General features: G+C 51.5%; 15 protein-coding genes. 8 read left to right on the top strand and 7 right to left on the bottom strand.

The window, feature by feature from the left end:
* Positions 1 to 1,149: an ABC transporter permease gene (locus H8B09_RS27430; RefSeq protein WP_191206792.1), complete on the top strand. Its 1,149-nt coding sequence runs from the start codon at positions 1 to 3 to the stop codon at positions 1,147 to 1,149.
* 99 nt (positions 1,150 to 1,248) lie between these two features.
* On the opposite strand, the gene H8B09_RS27425 is transcribed toward H8B09_RS27430, so the two are convergent.
* The 4 genes from H8B09_RS27425 to H8B09_RS27410 all read right to left on the bottom strand — a co-directional run bounded on the left by H8B09_RS27425 (position 1,249) and on the right by H8B09_RS27410 (position 4,843).
* Positions 1,249 to 1,734, bottom strand: coding sequence for a GyrI-like domain-containing protein (locus H8B09_RS27425; RefSeq protein ID WP_224754073.1), 486 nt, complete (start codon positions 1,732 to 1,734; stop codon positions 1,249 to 1,251).
* 111 nt (positions 1,735 to 1,845) lie between these two features.
* The gene (locus tag H8B09_RS27420) at positions 1,846 to 2,292 is read right to left on the bottom strand and encodes a GyrI-like domain-containing protein (RefSeq protein WP_191206791.1); all 447 of its coding nucleotides are present in this window, start codon (positions 2,290 to 2,292) and stop codon (positions 1,846 to 1,848) included.
* 97 nt (positions 2,293 to 2,389) lie between these two features.
* Complete coding sequence (locus H8B09_RS27415; protein ID WP_191206790.1) at positions 2,390 to 3,250, bottom strand: hypothetical protein; 861 nt, start codon at positions 3,248 to 3,250, stop codon at positions 2,390 to 2,392.
* A gap of 90 nt (positions 3,251 to 3,340) precedes the next feature.
* On the bottom strand, positions 3,341 to 4,843 hold the full coding sequence (locus H8B09_RS27410) for a malate:quinone oxidoreductase (protein WP_191206789.1): 1,503 nt from the start codon (positions 4,841 to 4,843) through the stop codon (positions 3,341 to 3,343).
* 570 nt (positions 4,844 to 5,413) lie between these two features.
* Here H8B09_RS27410 and H8B09_RS27405 point away from each other — a divergent pair.
* On the top strand, positions 5,414 to 6,580 hold the full coding sequence (locus tag H8B09_RS27405; protein WP_191206788.1) for a glycoside hydrolase family 27 protein: 1,167 nt from the start codon (positions 5,414 to 5,416) through the stop codon (positions 6,578 to 6,580).
* Positions 6,581 to 6,591: 11 nt separating this feature from the next.
* Here H8B09_RS27405 and H8B09_RS27400 read toward each other — a convergent pair whose 3' ends face one another.
* The gene (locus tag H8B09_RS27400) at positions 6,592 to 7,377 is read right to left on the bottom strand and encodes a helix-turn-helix transcriptional regulator (protein ID WP_191206848.1); all 786 of its coding nucleotides are present in this window, start codon (positions 7,375 to 7,377) and stop codon (positions 6,592 to 6,594) included.
* Between the two features lie 130 nt (positions 7,378 to 7,507).
* On the opposite strand from H8B09_RS27400, the gene H8B09_RS27395 reads away from it, so the two are divergent.
* The gene (locus H8B09_RS27395; RefSeq protein WP_191206787.1) at positions 7,508 to 9,097 is read left to right on the top strand and encodes an RNA polymerase sigma factor; all 1,590 of its coding nucleotides are present in this window, start codon (positions 7,508 to 7,510) and stop codon (positions 9,095 to 9,097) included.
* Positions 9,098 to 9,179: 82 nt separating this feature from the next.
* Here H8B09_RS27395 and H8B09_RS27390 read toward each other — a convergent pair whose 3' ends face one another.
* Both H8B09_RS27390 and H8B09_RS27385 read right to left on the bottom strand, forming a co-directional pair.
* Entirely contained in the window at positions 9,180 to 9,938 is a 759-nt protein-coding gene (locus tag H8B09_RS27390) for a response regulator transcription factor (protein WP_191206786.1), read from the bottom strand.
* A gap of 3 nt (positions 9,939 to 9,941) precedes the next feature.
* A complete protein-coding gene (locus H8B09_RS27385; RefSeq protein WP_191206785.1) occupies positions 9,942 to 11,759 on the bottom strand; it encodes a sensor histidine kinase in 1,818 nt (605 codons plus the stop codon).
* Between the two features lie 161 nt (positions 11,760 to 11,920).
* Between H8B09_RS27385 and H8B09_RS27380 the strand changes: the two genes are divergently transcribed.
* The 5 genes from H8B09_RS27380 (at position 11,921) to H8B09_RS27360 (ending at position 16,357) form a co-directional block, all read left to right on the top strand.
* Positions 11,921 to 12,793 (top strand): carbohydrate ABC transporter permease, encoded by an 873-nt coding sequence (locus tag H8B09_RS27380; RefSeq protein ID WP_224754072.1) that lies wholly within the window; start codon positions 11,921 to 11,923, stop codon positions 12,791 to 12,793.
* The gene (locus H8B09_RS27375; protein WP_224754071.1) at positions 12,790 to 13,623 is read left to right on the top strand and encodes a carbohydrate ABC transporter permease; all 834 of its coding nucleotides are present in this window, start codon (positions 12,790 to 12,792) and stop codon (positions 13,621 to 13,623) included. The genes H8B09_RS27380 and H8B09_RS27375 overlap by 4 nt, the downstream gene beginning before the upstream one ends.
* Positions 13,624 to 13,732: 109 nt before the next feature.
* The gene (locus H8B09_RS27370) at positions 13,733 to 15,097 is read left to right on the top strand and encodes an ABC transporter substrate-binding protein (protein ID WP_191206784.1); all 1,365 of its coding nucleotides are present in this window, start codon (positions 13,733 to 13,735) and stop codon (positions 15,095 to 15,097) included.
* Positions 15,098 to 15,238: 141 nt separating this feature from the next.
* The gene (locus tag H8B09_RS27365) at positions 15,239 to 15,580 is read left to right on the top strand and encodes an L-rhamnose mutarotase (protein ID WP_191206783.1); all 342 of its coding nucleotides are present in this window, start codon (positions 15,239 to 15,241) and stop codon (positions 15,578 to 15,580) included.
* Between the two features lie 6 nt (positions 15,581 to 15,586).
* Positions 15,587 to 16,357, top strand: a complete 771-nt coding sequence (locus tag H8B09_RS27360; RefSeq protein ID WP_191206782.1) for an SDR family NAD(P)-dependent oxidoreductase — start codon at positions 15,587 to 15,589, stop codon at positions 16,355 to 16,357.
* Positions 16,358 to 16,364 lie beyond the last annotated feature (7 nt).

Here is a 16,364-nt window from a genome sequence, read left to right as displayed (position 1 = left end):
ATGAAAGATATTATATGGCTCATTCGAAAGACGCTCATTAGCAAATTCCGCAACAAGAGAAGCTGGTTCCTCTATTTCGGTCTTCCGATCGCCGGCGCATTGCTGTCGATGCTGCTATACGGGAATGCCAGCGGCACCGATCTGAGGGTCGGCATCGTCAACGAAGACGGCAATCAGGCCATAACTGCCGATACGATTCAATTCGTCGGCGAACTGAAGCAGGTCAGGGTGAATGCGACTGACAAAACGTCGCTCAATCAGGCAATCGAAGACGGCAAGCTGGACATCGGCATCATAATCGATAAGGGATTTGCGGACAGCGTTCGCAGTGGCAACCCCGGCAAGATGACGATCGTATCGATCAAAGGCGCGCAGGTGACCGCAGCGGTAAAATCGATGCTGCAGAGCTACATCGGCAACATCACCGCCATCGGCAAGGAAACAAGCGGCGATCAAGAAGCATTCGACCGCATTTATGAAGGCTACCGCCAGCCAAGCTTCAAGCTGACGGCGGATACGGTCAAGGATACGTCCAGCACCAAAAGCGTCACGTACCAGACCTTCGGCTATCTCATCACATTCATGATGTTCTCGGCAGTTAACATGTCGGGGCTGATTCTAAGGGAGAAGGAGAATCGCACGTTTCTGCGCATCTTCTCCTCGCCGATCTCGGCGCGAACTTACGTGCTGGCCAATGTCGCCGTGAACGTTATCATCATGCTGCTGCAAATCGTCGTGACGCTGTTTTTCATGAGAAATGTGTTCCATATCGATTCCGGCGTTTCCTATATCGAGTTTGTTCCGGTACTGCTGTTGTTCGGCCTGTCGTCGGTAGGTCTGTCGCTGATGATCGTCGCCTTTGCCCAGAGCGGCGCTATCGCCGGGGCCATGCAGAATCTGATCATTACGCCGACATGCCTGCTGGCCGGCTGCTTCTTCCCAATGGATATTATGCCCGATACGGTGCGGAGAATCTCCAATTTCCTGCCGCAGCACTGGCTGCTCGATACGGTCAACAAGCTGCAGCAAGGGAATAAGCTCGGCAGCCTGTACCTGAATCTGGCGATTATGGCCGCCTTCGCGGCAGCCTTCTCACTGATCGCTATCTATCGGTTCGGCCGCAACAACGATACGAGAATGTTCGTATAGAGGGACCAGAACGCGAAGCAGAGCTTCGCAGTGCAATAAGAAATGGCGGTGTCGGGTGGTATCCCCTGCACCGCCATTTCCTATTTTTTGAACATTGTGTTATCGCTTCTTCACCGGCGTCCAAATCTGCATCTCGCTCCGATCATCATCGGAACCGACCACCGTCTTCTCGTCGTAGCGCTCCAAATAATAAGCGACATCGTCGTATTCATAACCGTTATCCTTCAGCCACTGGGTCGTGAAATCATAAGCGTTGCCCGTCTGGCTGGCAGGCCCTTTATAATGAGTCATGGCATACACACGGGGAAGTAGATGGAGATGTACCATCCCATGCGGCAGGCTTTCAATCGGGTCGACCTCATAACAGCTGTAGAAATCGACGACACCGTTATTGCCCTTATAATTGGGTGGAGTTATCCCATATGTAACGTTAGTGTTCCGGATATTCTTAATTTCATCGCTCCTGCTGATTAGTTCGTCGAATGCACGGCCAACCGCAGCACCTAGATCCGAGAAATACGCGCATGCCCTTACCCCTATATAGGTTGAGATACGCTCTGTCTCCACAATCTCCACTCGCATCATCGTTTCACTCTCCCATGACCGCAGCAACAGCCGCCCAATCAACAGACCAAACCGAACAGATGACCTTTCAACCGTTCAACCTCTTCAGGCGTTCGATGCATATCTACGCATTCATTCACGTCCACCAACTGGAACTAGGATTTCAGCTTGATACTTACTTTCCTCTTTGCCAAACTGAAATACTTCAAATGAAACGGAATTTGAACTTTGCATTCCTTTGTCCCTTAGAAATGTTTCGATAAGTCCATATGGTTCTTCACCATTGGACTGTACTTTTACATATTGGTTACTTGGCACTTCAAAACCAATCATACCCTCTGGAATAGGTTGTAGTTCGGTTACTTCCATGCAATAGACATAGGTGAACAATACTTCGTTTGCAAAATGAACACATACATAAGTGCTGTCGTCTGCTTTACTTTGAATTTCATCTTTTCTTTCCATGAAGAGTTGGTGTGCTTCGCCAATTCCTTTAACCTTCTTCAAGGGGGAGGTTACCGCAATGCCGATATATTTCCTCTCGCCTAATCGAACGATTTCAATCTGTGCATCACTCATTGCGCTTTGTCTCCTTATAAAGTGTAGTTGTCATACAGGGAGCCAATCACTTAATAAACGACAGCCGGAGGCGAAACCAAACATGGCCGTGAAAAAATTATTCCCAGCGATAGGATTGCAGCGTAATGAGGCTCTTAACCGTCCGATAAGCTCGCCATTCCAACCTCGCAAGCTCACTCGGAGGCTGCCATTGAATCGGCCAGCCGCCGTCCTCATCCTGTTCGGACGCGAGCGCTTTCAGATGCTCTTCGATCACAGCATCCGAGAAAAGCGGGCGGCAGTACGAATTCGCGACAGGGGCGAAGTCCAGCGGGGTGAGACCATAACCCTCGGTGGCAGCATCCAATCGGAACCATTGTGCGGCCATCAGCTCGTCCGACAGCTTGCCGTACAGTTTCTTAATCGCCTCTGTCTGCGGTAAGCTCTCGAGTAGACAGAATGCCGTTAGAATCGTGTGCGAATCTTCATATTTCTCGGAAGCGATATGCCGCAGGCAGACGTCCACTGCATTGTCCAGCCAAGCGTTCTGAATGCCTTGCCATTTCAGCAATCCAACAAGGCCGGTTAGACGGCTGAACGATGGCTGTTCCGATTGCGGGTGGTTCCAATGCTCAGCGCGAGGATAATGGCGTGACGATTCGGTAATCGTCGCGATCCCTTGCTTCAGATCCGCATGCTGTGCGATGTAGCGGCAGACATCGCTGGCGAGCGCAGCATCCTGAATACGCGATTCGTACAGCGTACGAAGACCAAACTCCGCGAAGAGCGGTTGGCTGTCAGGCGCTCGCAGATCCGGCTCCAGCGCATTCCCGAAGCCGCCATCGTCATTCTGATAAGCTCGCAATGCCTGTACAACATCATGGGCCGAACCACCGAAGAAGGCATGGTCGAACACTCTCCGTTCGAGCAGTCTTGCATTCGCCCATATGTAATGGGCAGCTGTCTGTTTGTTTAACATTGGACACCTCTATCGCAGTAGGATAACAAAATAGAAGAAGCGGCCTTTGCCCCGCAATCGGGATGAAGGCCGCTTCGTGTGTGTGGATATTTATTTAGCTGCAGCTTGCAGCTCGGATTTCAAACCAAGTGCACGACCTGTCGTCGCTTGAATCTCGCGGACCAGCGCAGGGTTCTCCATCAGCTTCACGCCATACGAAGGAATCATTTCTTTGATCTTCGGCTCCCAAGCCTTGATATGCTGCGGGAAGCACTTGTTGATCACTTCGAGCATAACGGAAACAGCTGTCGAGGCACCTGGGGATGCGCCGAGCAGTGCGGCAACCGAGCCGTCAGCTGCACTGATGACTTCGGTGCCGAATTGCAGCGTACCTTTGCCGCCTGTAGGCGTATCCTTAATGATCTGTACGCGTTGACCCGCAACGAGCAGATCCCAGTCTGCACCATTCGCATCTGGAACGAACTGACGCAGATCGTTCATGCGTTGTTCTTTGGACAACATCACCTGTTTGATCAGGTACATCGTCAGCGAAGCGCTCTTCACGCCAGCTGCGAGCATCGTTAACAGGTTGTGCGGTTTAACCGACGTGATCAGGTCAAGCATGGAGCCCGTCTTCAGGAACTTCGGCGAGAAGCCTGCGAACGGTCCGAACAGCAGCGATTCCTTGCCGTCGATCATACGCGTATCCAAGTGAGGCACGGACATCGGAGGCGCGCCTACCGGTGCTTGGCCGTATACTTTGGCACGGTGCTTCGCTACGACTTCTGGATTGCGGCACACCATGAACAGGCCGCTTACAGGGAAACCGCCAACGCCTTTGCCTTCTTTAATTCCGGTTTTCTGGAGCAGGTGGAGACTGCCGCCGCCGCCGCCGATGAAGACGAATGGCGCTGCGTGACGCTCTACGCTGCCCGTATCGAGGTTGCGAACCTTCAGTTCCCACAAGCCGTCGCTCTTACGTTTGATGTCCTCAACGCTGCGTTTGTATTCCAGGTTTACATTCTGTTTCTGCAGCTGCTTGAACAAGATGCGCGTCAGCGCGCCGAAGTTAACGTCCGTTCCGGCTTCGCTTCTCGTTGCCGCGATCGGCTTGTCGACAACGCGGTTCTGCATCATAAGCGGAATCCATTCTTTCAGCTTCTCTGGGCTGTCGGAGAATTCCATACCTTCGAACAGCGGGTTAGCAGACAGCGCAGCGAACCGTTTGCGAAGGAAATTAACGTCCTTGTCGCCTTGCACGAAGCTCATATGAGGTACGGATACGATAAAGTCCCGTGGATTGCGGATCAGGTTGTTGTTCACGAGGTAGGACCAGAACTGTCTGGACACCTGGAACTCTTCATTAACCTTAATCGCTTTATTAATATCAATGGAGCCATCCGGCTTCTCATTCGTGTAGTTCAGCTCACACAGGGCAGAGTGGCCAGTACCTGCATTGTTCCACTCGTTGGAGCTTTCTTCGCCAGCGCTTCCGAGCTTCTCAAACACGGAAATTTTCCACGATGGCATCAGTTCTTTCAGCAGCGCCCCAAGTGTTGCACTCATGATTCCGGCACCAATTAAGATAACGTCTGTAGTTTGTCTGCTACTCATGATTTACCGTCCTTACGTACTATTATTCAGGGTGTGAATATTGTCACACACCTTTAGTCAATCGATCATTGCCTGTTTCCGTGATAAATTAGATTATGATACTAACTATTATATGATAGTTAAAAGCTATTTGAAAGTAAGATCACCGAACCGTATATAAAACCCTAATACATGCAGAAAAAGCCAAAGTCCTTACCATGTGGGGGGCTTGCGGTGCGACTTGCCATATCGGATGTTAGCCATGATCGCCCGTCATTGTTCAACATCTCCTTCCACGTGTGAATTATCCTCCACATATGTACAGCATTCCGCTGCAAACCAACTATCTTTTATGATACGACGATATGAGGGCATGTGCTAGTTGAACGAGGCATGTTACGTATACAATTAATTTATCGATTTAATCGGAAAAATCTTTCGCAATCCTCCTAAGCAACAATTGTCCATATAGAAGCAACGTCAGGATATAGGCTAGGCAGAGGCGCTTATGATTTAATTCCATTAGCAATTCGACAATGGAATGGACAATAGTTGATTCCCGCCAGCACGGGAACACAGGAGGCGCTAATCATGGAATATTCGAAACCGCTTGGTCTGACCCCGCCGATGGGATGGAATTCATGGAACACGTTCACGTGGGATATTAATGAACAACTGATTCGAGACGTCGCAGATCTATTCGTATCAGAAGGCTATAAGGATGCGGGTTACGAATACATCGTCATCGATGATTGCTGGAGCTTGAAGCAGCGGGACATGGAGGGCAATTGGGTAGTAGACCCTGTTAAATTCCCGAGCGGCATGAAAGCGCTTGCGGATTATATTCACTCGAAGGGCCTCAAGTTCGGCATGTATTCGTGCGTAGGAACGAATACTTGCGCGGGTTATCCGGGCAGCTTCGAGCATGAATTCCAAGATGCGAAGAAATTGGCGGAATGGGGCGTCGATTTCCTCAAATTCGATTACTGCTTCAAGCCGCGGCAGATGTCGGGTGAACTGCTGTATAAGCGGATGAGCCTGGCGCTCAAGAACAGCGGAAGAGATATTCTGTTCTCCGCCTGCAACTGGGGAGAAGACAATGTATATCAGTGGATTCGCGAGTCAGGGGCGCATATGTATCGCTCGACGGGGGATATTCAAGATAAGTGGGATTCCATCAAGAGTCTAGCTCAGTCGCAGTTGGACAAGGGCTGCTATACGGGCTCGTTCTGCCACAACGATATGGACATGCTCGTTGTCGGCATGTATGGCGGCAGCAACGACGGATTTATCGGCAAAGGCAATGGAGGCTGTACCGATACGCAGTATAAGACGCATTTCTCGTTATGGGCAATGATGGGATCGCCATTAATGATCGGCTGCGATGTTCGTTCCGGTAACCAAGCAACGAAGGACATTTTGCTGAACCGCGACATCATCGCCATCAATCAGGATGCCGAAGGCCGCGGCGCTTATCGGATCAAGCCGGAGCCGAATTGGTTCCACGGAAATGACGTCTTTATGCTCGTGAAGGTGCTCAGCGACGGCGATCTGGCTTTCGGCTTCTTCAATCTAAGCGATCATCAACGTGAGGTGCCGCTGTTATTCTGGGACGTTGGCATTCCTAATGCCGCAGGGATGTCGCTGTCGTTGTACGACTGCTGGGAGCACAAGGAGCTCGGCGTGTTCCAAGAGCGCTTCGCGCCTCATGTGCCGGCACATGACTGCGTAATTGTACGAGCTAAGCTGGTCAAATAACGAATGAATCACTAACCATGATGCAGCGTCATATACTCCGATGGGGTATAGGACGTTGCTTTTTTAAATACACGAGAGAAATAGAGCTGATCCTTGTACCCGACCGAATAAGCGATCGATTTGATGGACAAGTCCGACGTTCGAAGCAGCTCGCAGGCACGTTGGATTCGATAGTCCGTCAAATAACGTAAGAGCGACATGCCTGTGGCGTCCTTGAATAAGCGGAAGAGGTAGCTGCGTTCTAGCCGTACTGCATTCACAATATCGGTGACAGTCAGGTTCGCTTTCCAGTAATGATGCTCAATAAATTGTTTGGCCATTATGGCATAGTCGGCAGCAGGAATTGTTGTTTCATTCGGATAATACTCCAAATAGTGCGACAACAAGAGACGAAGCTGTGACTCGGCTCGTATGCGTTCAAACGGCTTGGCGTCTGCATTCGGAGCCGCAGGGTATAAGGCGGTCAAATCACATGGAGCCGCTGAGGCAACGGGCCGATCCCGTGTAAACTGCGTCTTAGACAGCAGATCGGGAACTTCGTCGCCTTTGATCTCTAACCATACATACGCCCAAGGATCGCTCAGATCGGGGTAGTAGTACACCTCGGTGTCCGGATAGATCACGAAGCTGTCGCCAGCTTTCAGATGAAAGCTCGAGCCTCGCGTCTCTAGCACGCCCTTGCCGCTGACGATATAGTGAAAAGCATAAAGATCACGTACCCCCGGTCCCCATTTATGCAGATTAGGGGGCTTGTGGCCATTGCCGATACAAACCAATGGATGATGAATAGGCTTCATATGCTGCACCCGCGTTCCTTCCATAATGGAATAAGGAGTCTAGTTGATTATAGCAAAAAAGTTTTCGAGCAGACCGAACCATCTCGCATTATTCGACACTATTGAGATAAGAGGCAGGTGAAGCTTGTATATGCCGGACACGATGGCTGCGGAGATTCAGCGGGATTATCTTGAGAAGCTGTATTACTTTTCATTGAAGAAAACGGGCAGTAGAACGGAAGCAGAGGATCTGGCACAGGACATTGCCTCGCAGGCGCTGCTCAGTCTTGCGAACGGAAGCCGTCCGGCCGATCTCGGCCGTTGGATCTGGACAATCGCAAGGAACCGCTATGCGCGTTGGGCCAAGGAGAAGAAACGCCGCAGCACGACAATCTTCGGAGACGGGCCGCTGGCAGCCGTGGCTGACGAGGGCGCGACGGCGGAAGAGCAACTGCTGCTGCGGGAAAATCTAGCGCTGCTGCGCCGCGAACTGTCGCTGCTCGCATCCGGCTATCGCGAAATTATCGTCGCCTATTACTTCGACGGCGAACGAATCGGTACGATCGCGAGAAGGCTTGGTCTTCCCGAAGGAACGGTCAAGCGCAAGCTTCACGAATGCCGGACCAACATGCGGGAGGGGATCGAAATGGCAAGAGAAGTTGGCGTGCGCAGTTTCAAAGCGGAGAATATCTGGTTTAGCAAAAGCGGAAGGGACGGGGATGACGGCTCGCCGTGGAAACTCATTCAACGACTTATTCCGAAGAACATCTTGTTCGCGGCGTATCGGAATCCTTTAAGCTTGGAGGAGCTTTGTCTCGAGTTAGGCATCTCGATGCCGTACATGGAAGAAGAGGTCAAGCTGCTGGTAGACAGCACGCTGCTGAAGGAAGTGGCGAGCCAACGCTTCGAGACGGACTTTATTATCGTTGATAAAGATATGCAGCGTGAGATTTTTCAGATAACCGAAGAGGCGGCAGCCGATTTTGCGCCGAGGTTGATTGAACTGCTGGATAAGGCGATACCGGAATTGCAGCAGTTGTTGGAGCATCCATGGGATCGCAGCTTCCTGCTCTGGACACTCATTCCGATGGCGGTCGACTTCGTGGCACATGATGTGCAGCGCGTTAATGGGATTAGCGGCGGATATACGAAGCGTCCGCACGAAGGACATTGGGATATTGTCGGCTATGAAGACTTCCATCCCGCATACAGTATGTCATCGGGGAATAATAACACAGTGAATGGGCAAGTTAGGATGGCTTTCTATAAAATCGGTGGCACGCAAGACATCTGGGATCGGGCAGGTGAGATGTCGTCGCATGAGGTCAACATTCTCGCTTCTGTCATTCAAGGAAATCGTAAGTTGCATGCACTCGGCACAGTAGAGCAAGAAGTTGTACACAGTCTGGCGAATCGATCCTTTATAAAGCTGCAGGATGACGATATTATCCTGAACTTCGTCTTATTAAAACAGAAACAATTCGCGCAGATCAGCCATCTTACGAGCTTGCCTGTGTACACGCAGCTGCAAGAGATCATGGACCGCTTCTACAAATCGATATACGTTGTTATCGGACGTGATGTACCGGCTCGGTTAAACGAACAGCTGAAATTTGTATCCGGTCAGTTTCTATACAACATGCGCACGATGGGCTGGCGGCATGCGCTGGAGCAAGGCGATATTACGCTGCCAGATGATCCGAAGAGAAGCACAATCGCGATGTATATGACGCTTGGCTAAAATAACAAGGTTCTTCCCGCCGACAAGACGGGAAGAACCTTTTTTCGATTGGAATCGCCCGACGGTCATCGGAACGACGCAGCTATCCGCTCTTCCCCCGATATTCGCTTGGCGTCATGCCTGTTGCCTGCTTGAACATGCGGCTGAAGTAATACGGATCCGCATAACCGACACGTTCGCCGACTTCCTTGATGGACCATGATTTCTCTTGATCAAGCAGTCGCTTGGCTTCGCTGATGCGCAGCCGGATCAAATATTTGGACGGCGGCTCGCCTGCGTGCTTGATGAAGATCTTCGTCAGATACGACGAATTGAAGTTGTACTCCCGCGCAATCTCCTCTAGATTCAACTCCTTCGCATAATTGTTCTTCAGGAACAGCTGGACGGACTGAACAATCTCCTCCGGCGTATAGGTGTGATTATCCAGTTTGGCCGCCTTCGCCGCGCCGCGCGCTTCCTGCTCTTGGCTCATCTTGATTTTGATTTTGCCCAGCACCAGATCCAATTCGCTTGGCTTGACCGGCTTCAGCAAATAATCGACAACCTCGTGCTTCAGCGCATGACGAGCGTACTCAAAGTCGTTATAGCCGCTTATGATAACCTTATGAATGTTCGGGTGCTTCAAGTGCGTCTGCCGAATGAGCTCCAGCCCGTCGATGACCGGCATATGGATGTCGGTGATCAGCAGATCAATCGGCGAGCGATCGAGCAACTGCAGAGCCGTTTCACCGTCAGTTGCTGTATCTATGATTTCAAATATGGGATCGACCGCTTGGATTTTCTTAACTAGATTCCGCAAAATAAGCTCTTCGTCCTCTGCTACAATCGTGCGAATCGTCATTCGTTACGCCTCCTCCGCTCGGGATTGAATGCCGCCAATCGTAACGACGGCGCCTCCTGTAGGCGCGTCGGAAATCCGGAACGTCATTCGATGGTTGTTGTACAGCATCTTCAGCCGGATATATACGTTCAATAGACCCATGCCGTCTACGCGCAAGCTTGGTGCTCGGCCTGTCCGATTCATCTCCTCTATCGCTTGCTGAATCCGTTCACGCCCTTCGGCGCTGAAGCCAGGCCCGTTATCCTGCACCTCGGCAAACCATAACTCTCCCTCCGAATAGATGCGGACCGCGATATGCCATGGCGGAGCGACCTTCGTGCCGTATTTGACGGCATTCTCTACGAGCGGCTGAATAATTAGTTTCGGCACTTGGACGCTGCGCAGCACAGGGTCGATGTCGATCGAATACGTTAGCCGGCTGCCGTACCGGAAGCCGATGCAGCGGAGAAACTTCTCCGTGTGCGCAAGCTCGGTCTCCATATCGACATTCGATCCATCGTCCGACGAGATATAGCGCAGCAGGTCGGACAAATTGTCGATCATCCCGACTATCTCGTCATTCATGTTTTCTTCCGCCATGACACTGATCGTAGCGAGCGTGTTGTATAGAAAATGCGGGTTGATCTGTGATTGCAGCGCCAGCATTTTCGCCTGCATCTCTTGATGCTGAGCAGTCATGAGCTCTTCCATCGAATACTTAAGCCGTTCGCCCATCTTGCCGAACGCCAGCTGCAGTCGGTCCAGCTCATTCAGGCCGCTGGTCGGCTCCATCGGTCCCATCGTCGTAATGGTCTCAAGATCGGTTGACTTGATCAGCTTATGCATACGCGCTATCGGCTTCGTAATGCGCTGCGCAGCTGTATAGGTTAAGGCAACAGCGAGCAGCAGAACAGCGACCGCGAGTATGGTGAATGCCTTCGTAAAGGAACGAAGAGGGGCCAATAGCGACTTCTCTGATAGAATGACAGCCGAGTTCCAGCCCGTATAGTCGGAATGGGTAATCGCATACAGCTCACGATCGCCCGTTACGGAATTGACCGTTTTCCCTTCGCCTGGATGCCGAAGAAACTGCTCCACATAGGCCATCTCGGCGTCATGACCGGATCCGGTCGGATAGATCAGCTTGCCTTCGTCGTTGTATATGATGATGCCTTCGCCCTGCGAGGAGACAACCGATTTGAACAGCTCATCGGCTGTTTTCTTCACTTCGACGATGCCTTCAGGCGTATTGTATTTATCGGTGAAAACACGCAGCAAGGAGATGGAGTAGGCGTCCTTCCGAGTCGTAACGACAGAACGCAATTGCTCATCGATCTCCGGCGTCGTCAGCACCTTGCCGTATTCCCCTGACATCACGTCCTTGTACCACGACTTCTCGCTGAGCTCCATCTTCATCCGACGGTTATCGAAACCCGATGCGAACAGATTGCCTTCGAAGTCGTACAGGTTCACCTGTTGAACCGGCAGTGCAGGGCCATTGGCGGCGACAAGGATGTCTGCCAACTCCTTCGCATTGCGTATGCGCCCTGCAGCATCGGATACATCGGAGTCATCTTCGGCTTTGCCCGTAAAGAAGAGAAACCGTTCTTTGACCAGATTCGAGTACAAAATATTTTGCGACACGGTATCCATCTTCTGCACTTCGAGATCGAGCTTATCCTTGACGGACAACGAGGTGCCGGAGATCGTATCGGCCGCTCGCTTGTGCAGCGTGTCCGACGACCAGAGATAGAAGAGCAGCAGCGATATGAATAAGATAAGCGCGATAATAACCGAATAAGTCAGGAATAGGACGGAACGAATCGATCGCTGACGCAGCATCGCAGCAGTCACCTCCTTGCGCAGAGCATTCTTCTTAGCGGGTAAAATTTGTGCATCCCACTAGTCTGTTTTCTGCATGGCCGATTGGTTAGTTGTAATTCTATAATGAATCATAGCAAAAAGAAAGCGTATACAAAGCGCTCGATTGGAGTGATAGGGGCTTGAACAACAAGACGTACCCGTATTATTTTTCGCTTGGAGCCATGCTGCTCTATGTGCTGCTGCTCGTCATTCCTGGTGTTGCGGGCATCGCTTACGCTTTCACCGACTGGAACAGCTACGATTCCGCCGTTCATTGGATCGGACTCGACAATTTCAGGAAAGTGTTCTCTGGAGACAATATGTATGTTTCTTTTATCCGAAATACGCTTATTTTTACCGTTGCTACCATTGTGCTTAAGACGGTTATCGGTTTCTTCCTCGCACTGCTCGTCAATAAAGGGGTGCGCTTCCGTAATTTTCACCGCGCAATTATGTTTATGCCAGCCGTCGTGCCGATGCTGATCGTTGGCCTTATTTTCAAATCGGTGCTGCACCCGGACACGGGGCTGCTTAACGAGTTTCTGCGTACGATTGGTCTCGGCTTTCTCGCTCAGCATTGGCTGACCGACCTTGACTTCGCGTTCAAATCGATCATCGGCGTCGACGTCTGGAAGGGCGCCGGCTATATCATGGTCATTCTGCTTGCAGGCTTGCAATCGATTCCGAAGGATTACGATGAAGCTGCTGAGATTGATGGCGCCGGCTATTGGCGCCGCATCTGGAACATTACGATTCCGCTGCTTATGCCAGCGCTGACGGTTACGCTCGTTCTTAACATGCTGTATGGTCTTAAAGTATTCGATACGGTGTACGTGCTGACGAACGGTGGTCCAGGTTATGCTACTGAAGTGTTGTTCACGGGCGTATTCAAAGAATTCTCGATGGGGCGTTATGGGCTTGGCACCGCGCTATCGACGGTCTTGTTCGTCTTCATGACGATCATTGGCTACTTCGTTGTGAAAGTGATGAGCCGAGAGGAGGACTCGCATTGAGCACGAACAAATTCATTCGCACGTACATGCCTTGGGGCAAGAATGTGCTCGTATGGGTGATCAGTCTCGTAACGATCGCACCGCTTATCCTTATTGTCATCAATTCGCTCAAAGACAGCGCGCAAGCAAGCTCGATGGGGATGGATCTGCCGACCTCGCTTCACTTCAGCAACTTCAAGACCGTGTTCGAGCAGGGCAAACTGGCTGGTTCGCTCTGGAACAGCGTGCTGTACGCCGGCGTGTCGACGCTGCTGTGCGTGCTGCTGGCATCGATGGCTGCCTATGTGTATGCCAGAAGAAAATCACGGCTGAACCGCTTCAGCTATCTGTTTATGTTGCTTGGGCTCGCGATGCCGCTTAACTATTTCACCTTGATGAAAATGATGCAGCTGCTGCATCTCGTCAATACGCAGTTCGGCATTATTATCTTATACGCAGCGGTTCAAATTCCGCTCAGCGTCTTTATACTTTATGGTTTCGTCGGCGGTGTTCCGAAGGAACTGGACGAGGCGGGCATCATCGATGGCTGCGGGCCGATCCGGCTGTTCTTCGAAATTATTTTGCCATTGCTCAAGCCGGCTGCCGTTACGGTATTCATCTTGGCTTTCCTCAATTCGTGGAACGAGTTTCTGCTGCCGCTGTACTTCTTGAACTCTGCCTCTCAGTGGCCGATGACGTTGTCGGTGTATAATTTCTTCGGGCAGTTCCAGATGCAGTGGAACCTCGTCAGCGCGGACATTGTGCTCACAAGCTTGCCTGTCGTTATCGTCTATTTGCTGGGCCAGCGCTTCATCATCGCGGGAATGACAGCAGGTTCGGTGAAGGGCTAATCGGTTAAAAAAGTGCAGGCATGAAATCGGATTAGTGCATTTCAAGCGCAATCGGCTGAATTATACAATGTAAGCGCAAACAAAATTGAATCTAAAGGGGTATCATTCGATGAGAAAAGCGGTTGGCATCTTAGCAGCAGTCAGCTTGACCCTCGGTTTGCTAGCAGGCTGCGGAAGCAGCTCGAACGAATCGTCCGCGAAGGAACCGTCATCCGGCACAAGCACGAACACATCGGATAATAAGCCGACGTCGGATACTGCTAAACAGAAAGTAACGCTAACGTACATGGCCAGCCAAGATTGGATTAAAGACTCGGAGATGCAGCTCGCGAAGAAATTCGAAGAGCAGACCGGCATTCATATCGATTATCAGATCGTTCCGGCCGACCAGTATCAAAACTTGCTGAAGGTGAAGCTGAATTCGAAGGAAGCGCCGGACATCTTCGGCGGACAGGACGGCAAGTTCGACCTTGGCCCGCTGTATGACGTGGAGAAGAATGCAGTCGACCTGACAGCGGAGGAATGGACGAAGCGCGAGAACAAGCTGTTCCTTGAGCAAGCGACTTGGAATGACAAGGTCTATGCGCTGACGATCTGGGATCCAACGTACGACTACTATGTTGTGTATAACAAACAAATTTTCGAGAAACTCGGACTAAACGTGCCGACCAGCTATAGCGAATTCCTCGCCGTATGCGAAGCGATCAAGCAATCGGGTGTTACGCCGATCTATGAGCCAGTGTCGGACGGCTGGCATCATGTGCTCTGGTTCCCATCGATCGGACCGAAATTCGAAGAAGCGAATCCGGGACTCGTCGACAAGCTGAACAAGAACGAGATCAAATCCGTTGACGTGCCCATTATGGAGCAGGCGCTGACGCAGTTCAATGAACTCGTGAAAAAGGGCTACATGGGCGAGAGCTACTTCTCCAACACATTTGCGGATACGGAGAAAAATATGGCCGGCGGCAAATTCGCGATGACGGTGCATAACCTCGGCTTGCCGCAAACGATCGAAGCCGCATTCCCAGAGACGAAGGCGGATCAATTCGGGTACTTCCCGATTCCGCTCGTCGACAACCAACTGATGAACATCGCTCCGGCAGCGCCAAGCAAATTCATCTACACCGGTTCGAAGCATATCGAGGAGGCGAAGAAGTACTTCCAGTTCTTGACGCAGCAAGAGAATCTGCAATATTTCCTGGACAATGAACCACGCTTCCTTGCACTTAACTTCGATGGTATCAACGGCAGCTTCACGCCGGAGCAGCAGAAGTTCTTCGATACGTACGGTGCGAAGCAGGGCTCGGGCTTGCAGATGACTGCGAAATATGTGAACCCGCAATGGATGGATATCGGCAAAGACATGAGCGCGATGATCAGCGGCGCGATGGAGCCGAAAGATATTCTCAAAAATATGGATAAACGCCGCGAGGAGCAGGCGAAGGCTGCGAAGGATTCGGCTTGGCAGTAAGGCGTGAATGCTAAGCGCAATCCATTATGAGCTGTAGGGAGGAGAAACCGGTAGTGTGGCTGCCATAACGGCACTGCCGGTTTTCTTATACCCATAAACAGGGATTGGAAAGGTAATTCGGCAAGAAATGAGGGTTCGGGAATGGTTGAACGATCATTATGGATGGCTGTATTGAAGCCCGATAAAGTGGAGCAATATGAACGGCTGCATGATGAGCAGCCAGCGGCGATTGCGGCACAGCTGCAGGATAAAGGCTTTGTGAACTTGTGCATTTACAGATCGGATCTCACGGTGTTCATGACATGGGAGATTGACTCGGACCGGATATTACCCAGCCGAATCGTGCGCGAGCACGCGGAGCGGGAATGGGATAGGCTGACAGGCGATTGCTTCGCGGAAGGGTGGACGGAGGTTCCGTCTATTTATCGCTTAGCCGATCATTCACATAAAACGGCAAGCTTGAACGACGCACTAGGGGAGTGACGACGGATGAAGATAGACATGAAGGGGATGACGGCGATCGTGACCGGCTCTACGAGCGGAATCGGTCAATCGATCGTCGAGAAGCTCGCTGAGCAAGGCGTGCGGGTTGTTGTGCATGGACGTAATAAGGACGCAGGCGAGCGTGTCGCGAGGAGCATCCGTGAGACGGGCGGCGAGGCCTTGTTCATTCAAGCGGATCTGCTTGATCCAGATGCGCCGGCGAAGCTCGTAAGCGAGACGGTTCGGCTGTGGGGACGCATCGATTTCATCATTAATAACGCGGCGCTCGTCTGCAACAAGCCGATCGAGGAAGTGGAGCACAGCGACTGGGACCAGCTGCTGCAGGTCAATCTGAAGACGCCGTTCTTCCTTGTCCAGACCGCTCTCCCTTGGCTGGAGGCAAACAGAGGTGCAGTCGTTAATGTCGGCTCGATCAACGGGACGATCAACAAGCCGAACAATTTTATCTATGATTCGATCAAAGCAAGCTTGAACCATATGACGCGTGGTCTCGCGCTTGATCTGCGTGACCGGGGCATTCGGGTGAACACCCTTATGCCAGGAGGCGTCGCAACGCCGCTCATCGATCAATGGTTCCATCAGATGTACGAGGACAAAGCAGAAGCGCAGCGGTTGGCAGATGCGGAGAAGGCGAAGCCGTTCATGGGTCTGCCCGAGCAGATCGCGGATGCGGTTGTCTTCCTGTGCGGCGGCGGTTCGTCTTGGATCAACGGCGCAGTCATCCCGATCGATGGCGGTTATAACATTGGACTGTAAGTGCGAG

This window comes from Paenibacillus terricola, assembly GCF_014779765.1.
Classification (GTDB): Bacteria; Bacillota; Bacilli; order Paenibacillales; family Paenibacillaceae; genus Paenibacillus_T; species Paenibacillus_T terricola.
This window is presented reverse-complemented; position numbering and strand designations above follow the sequence as displayed.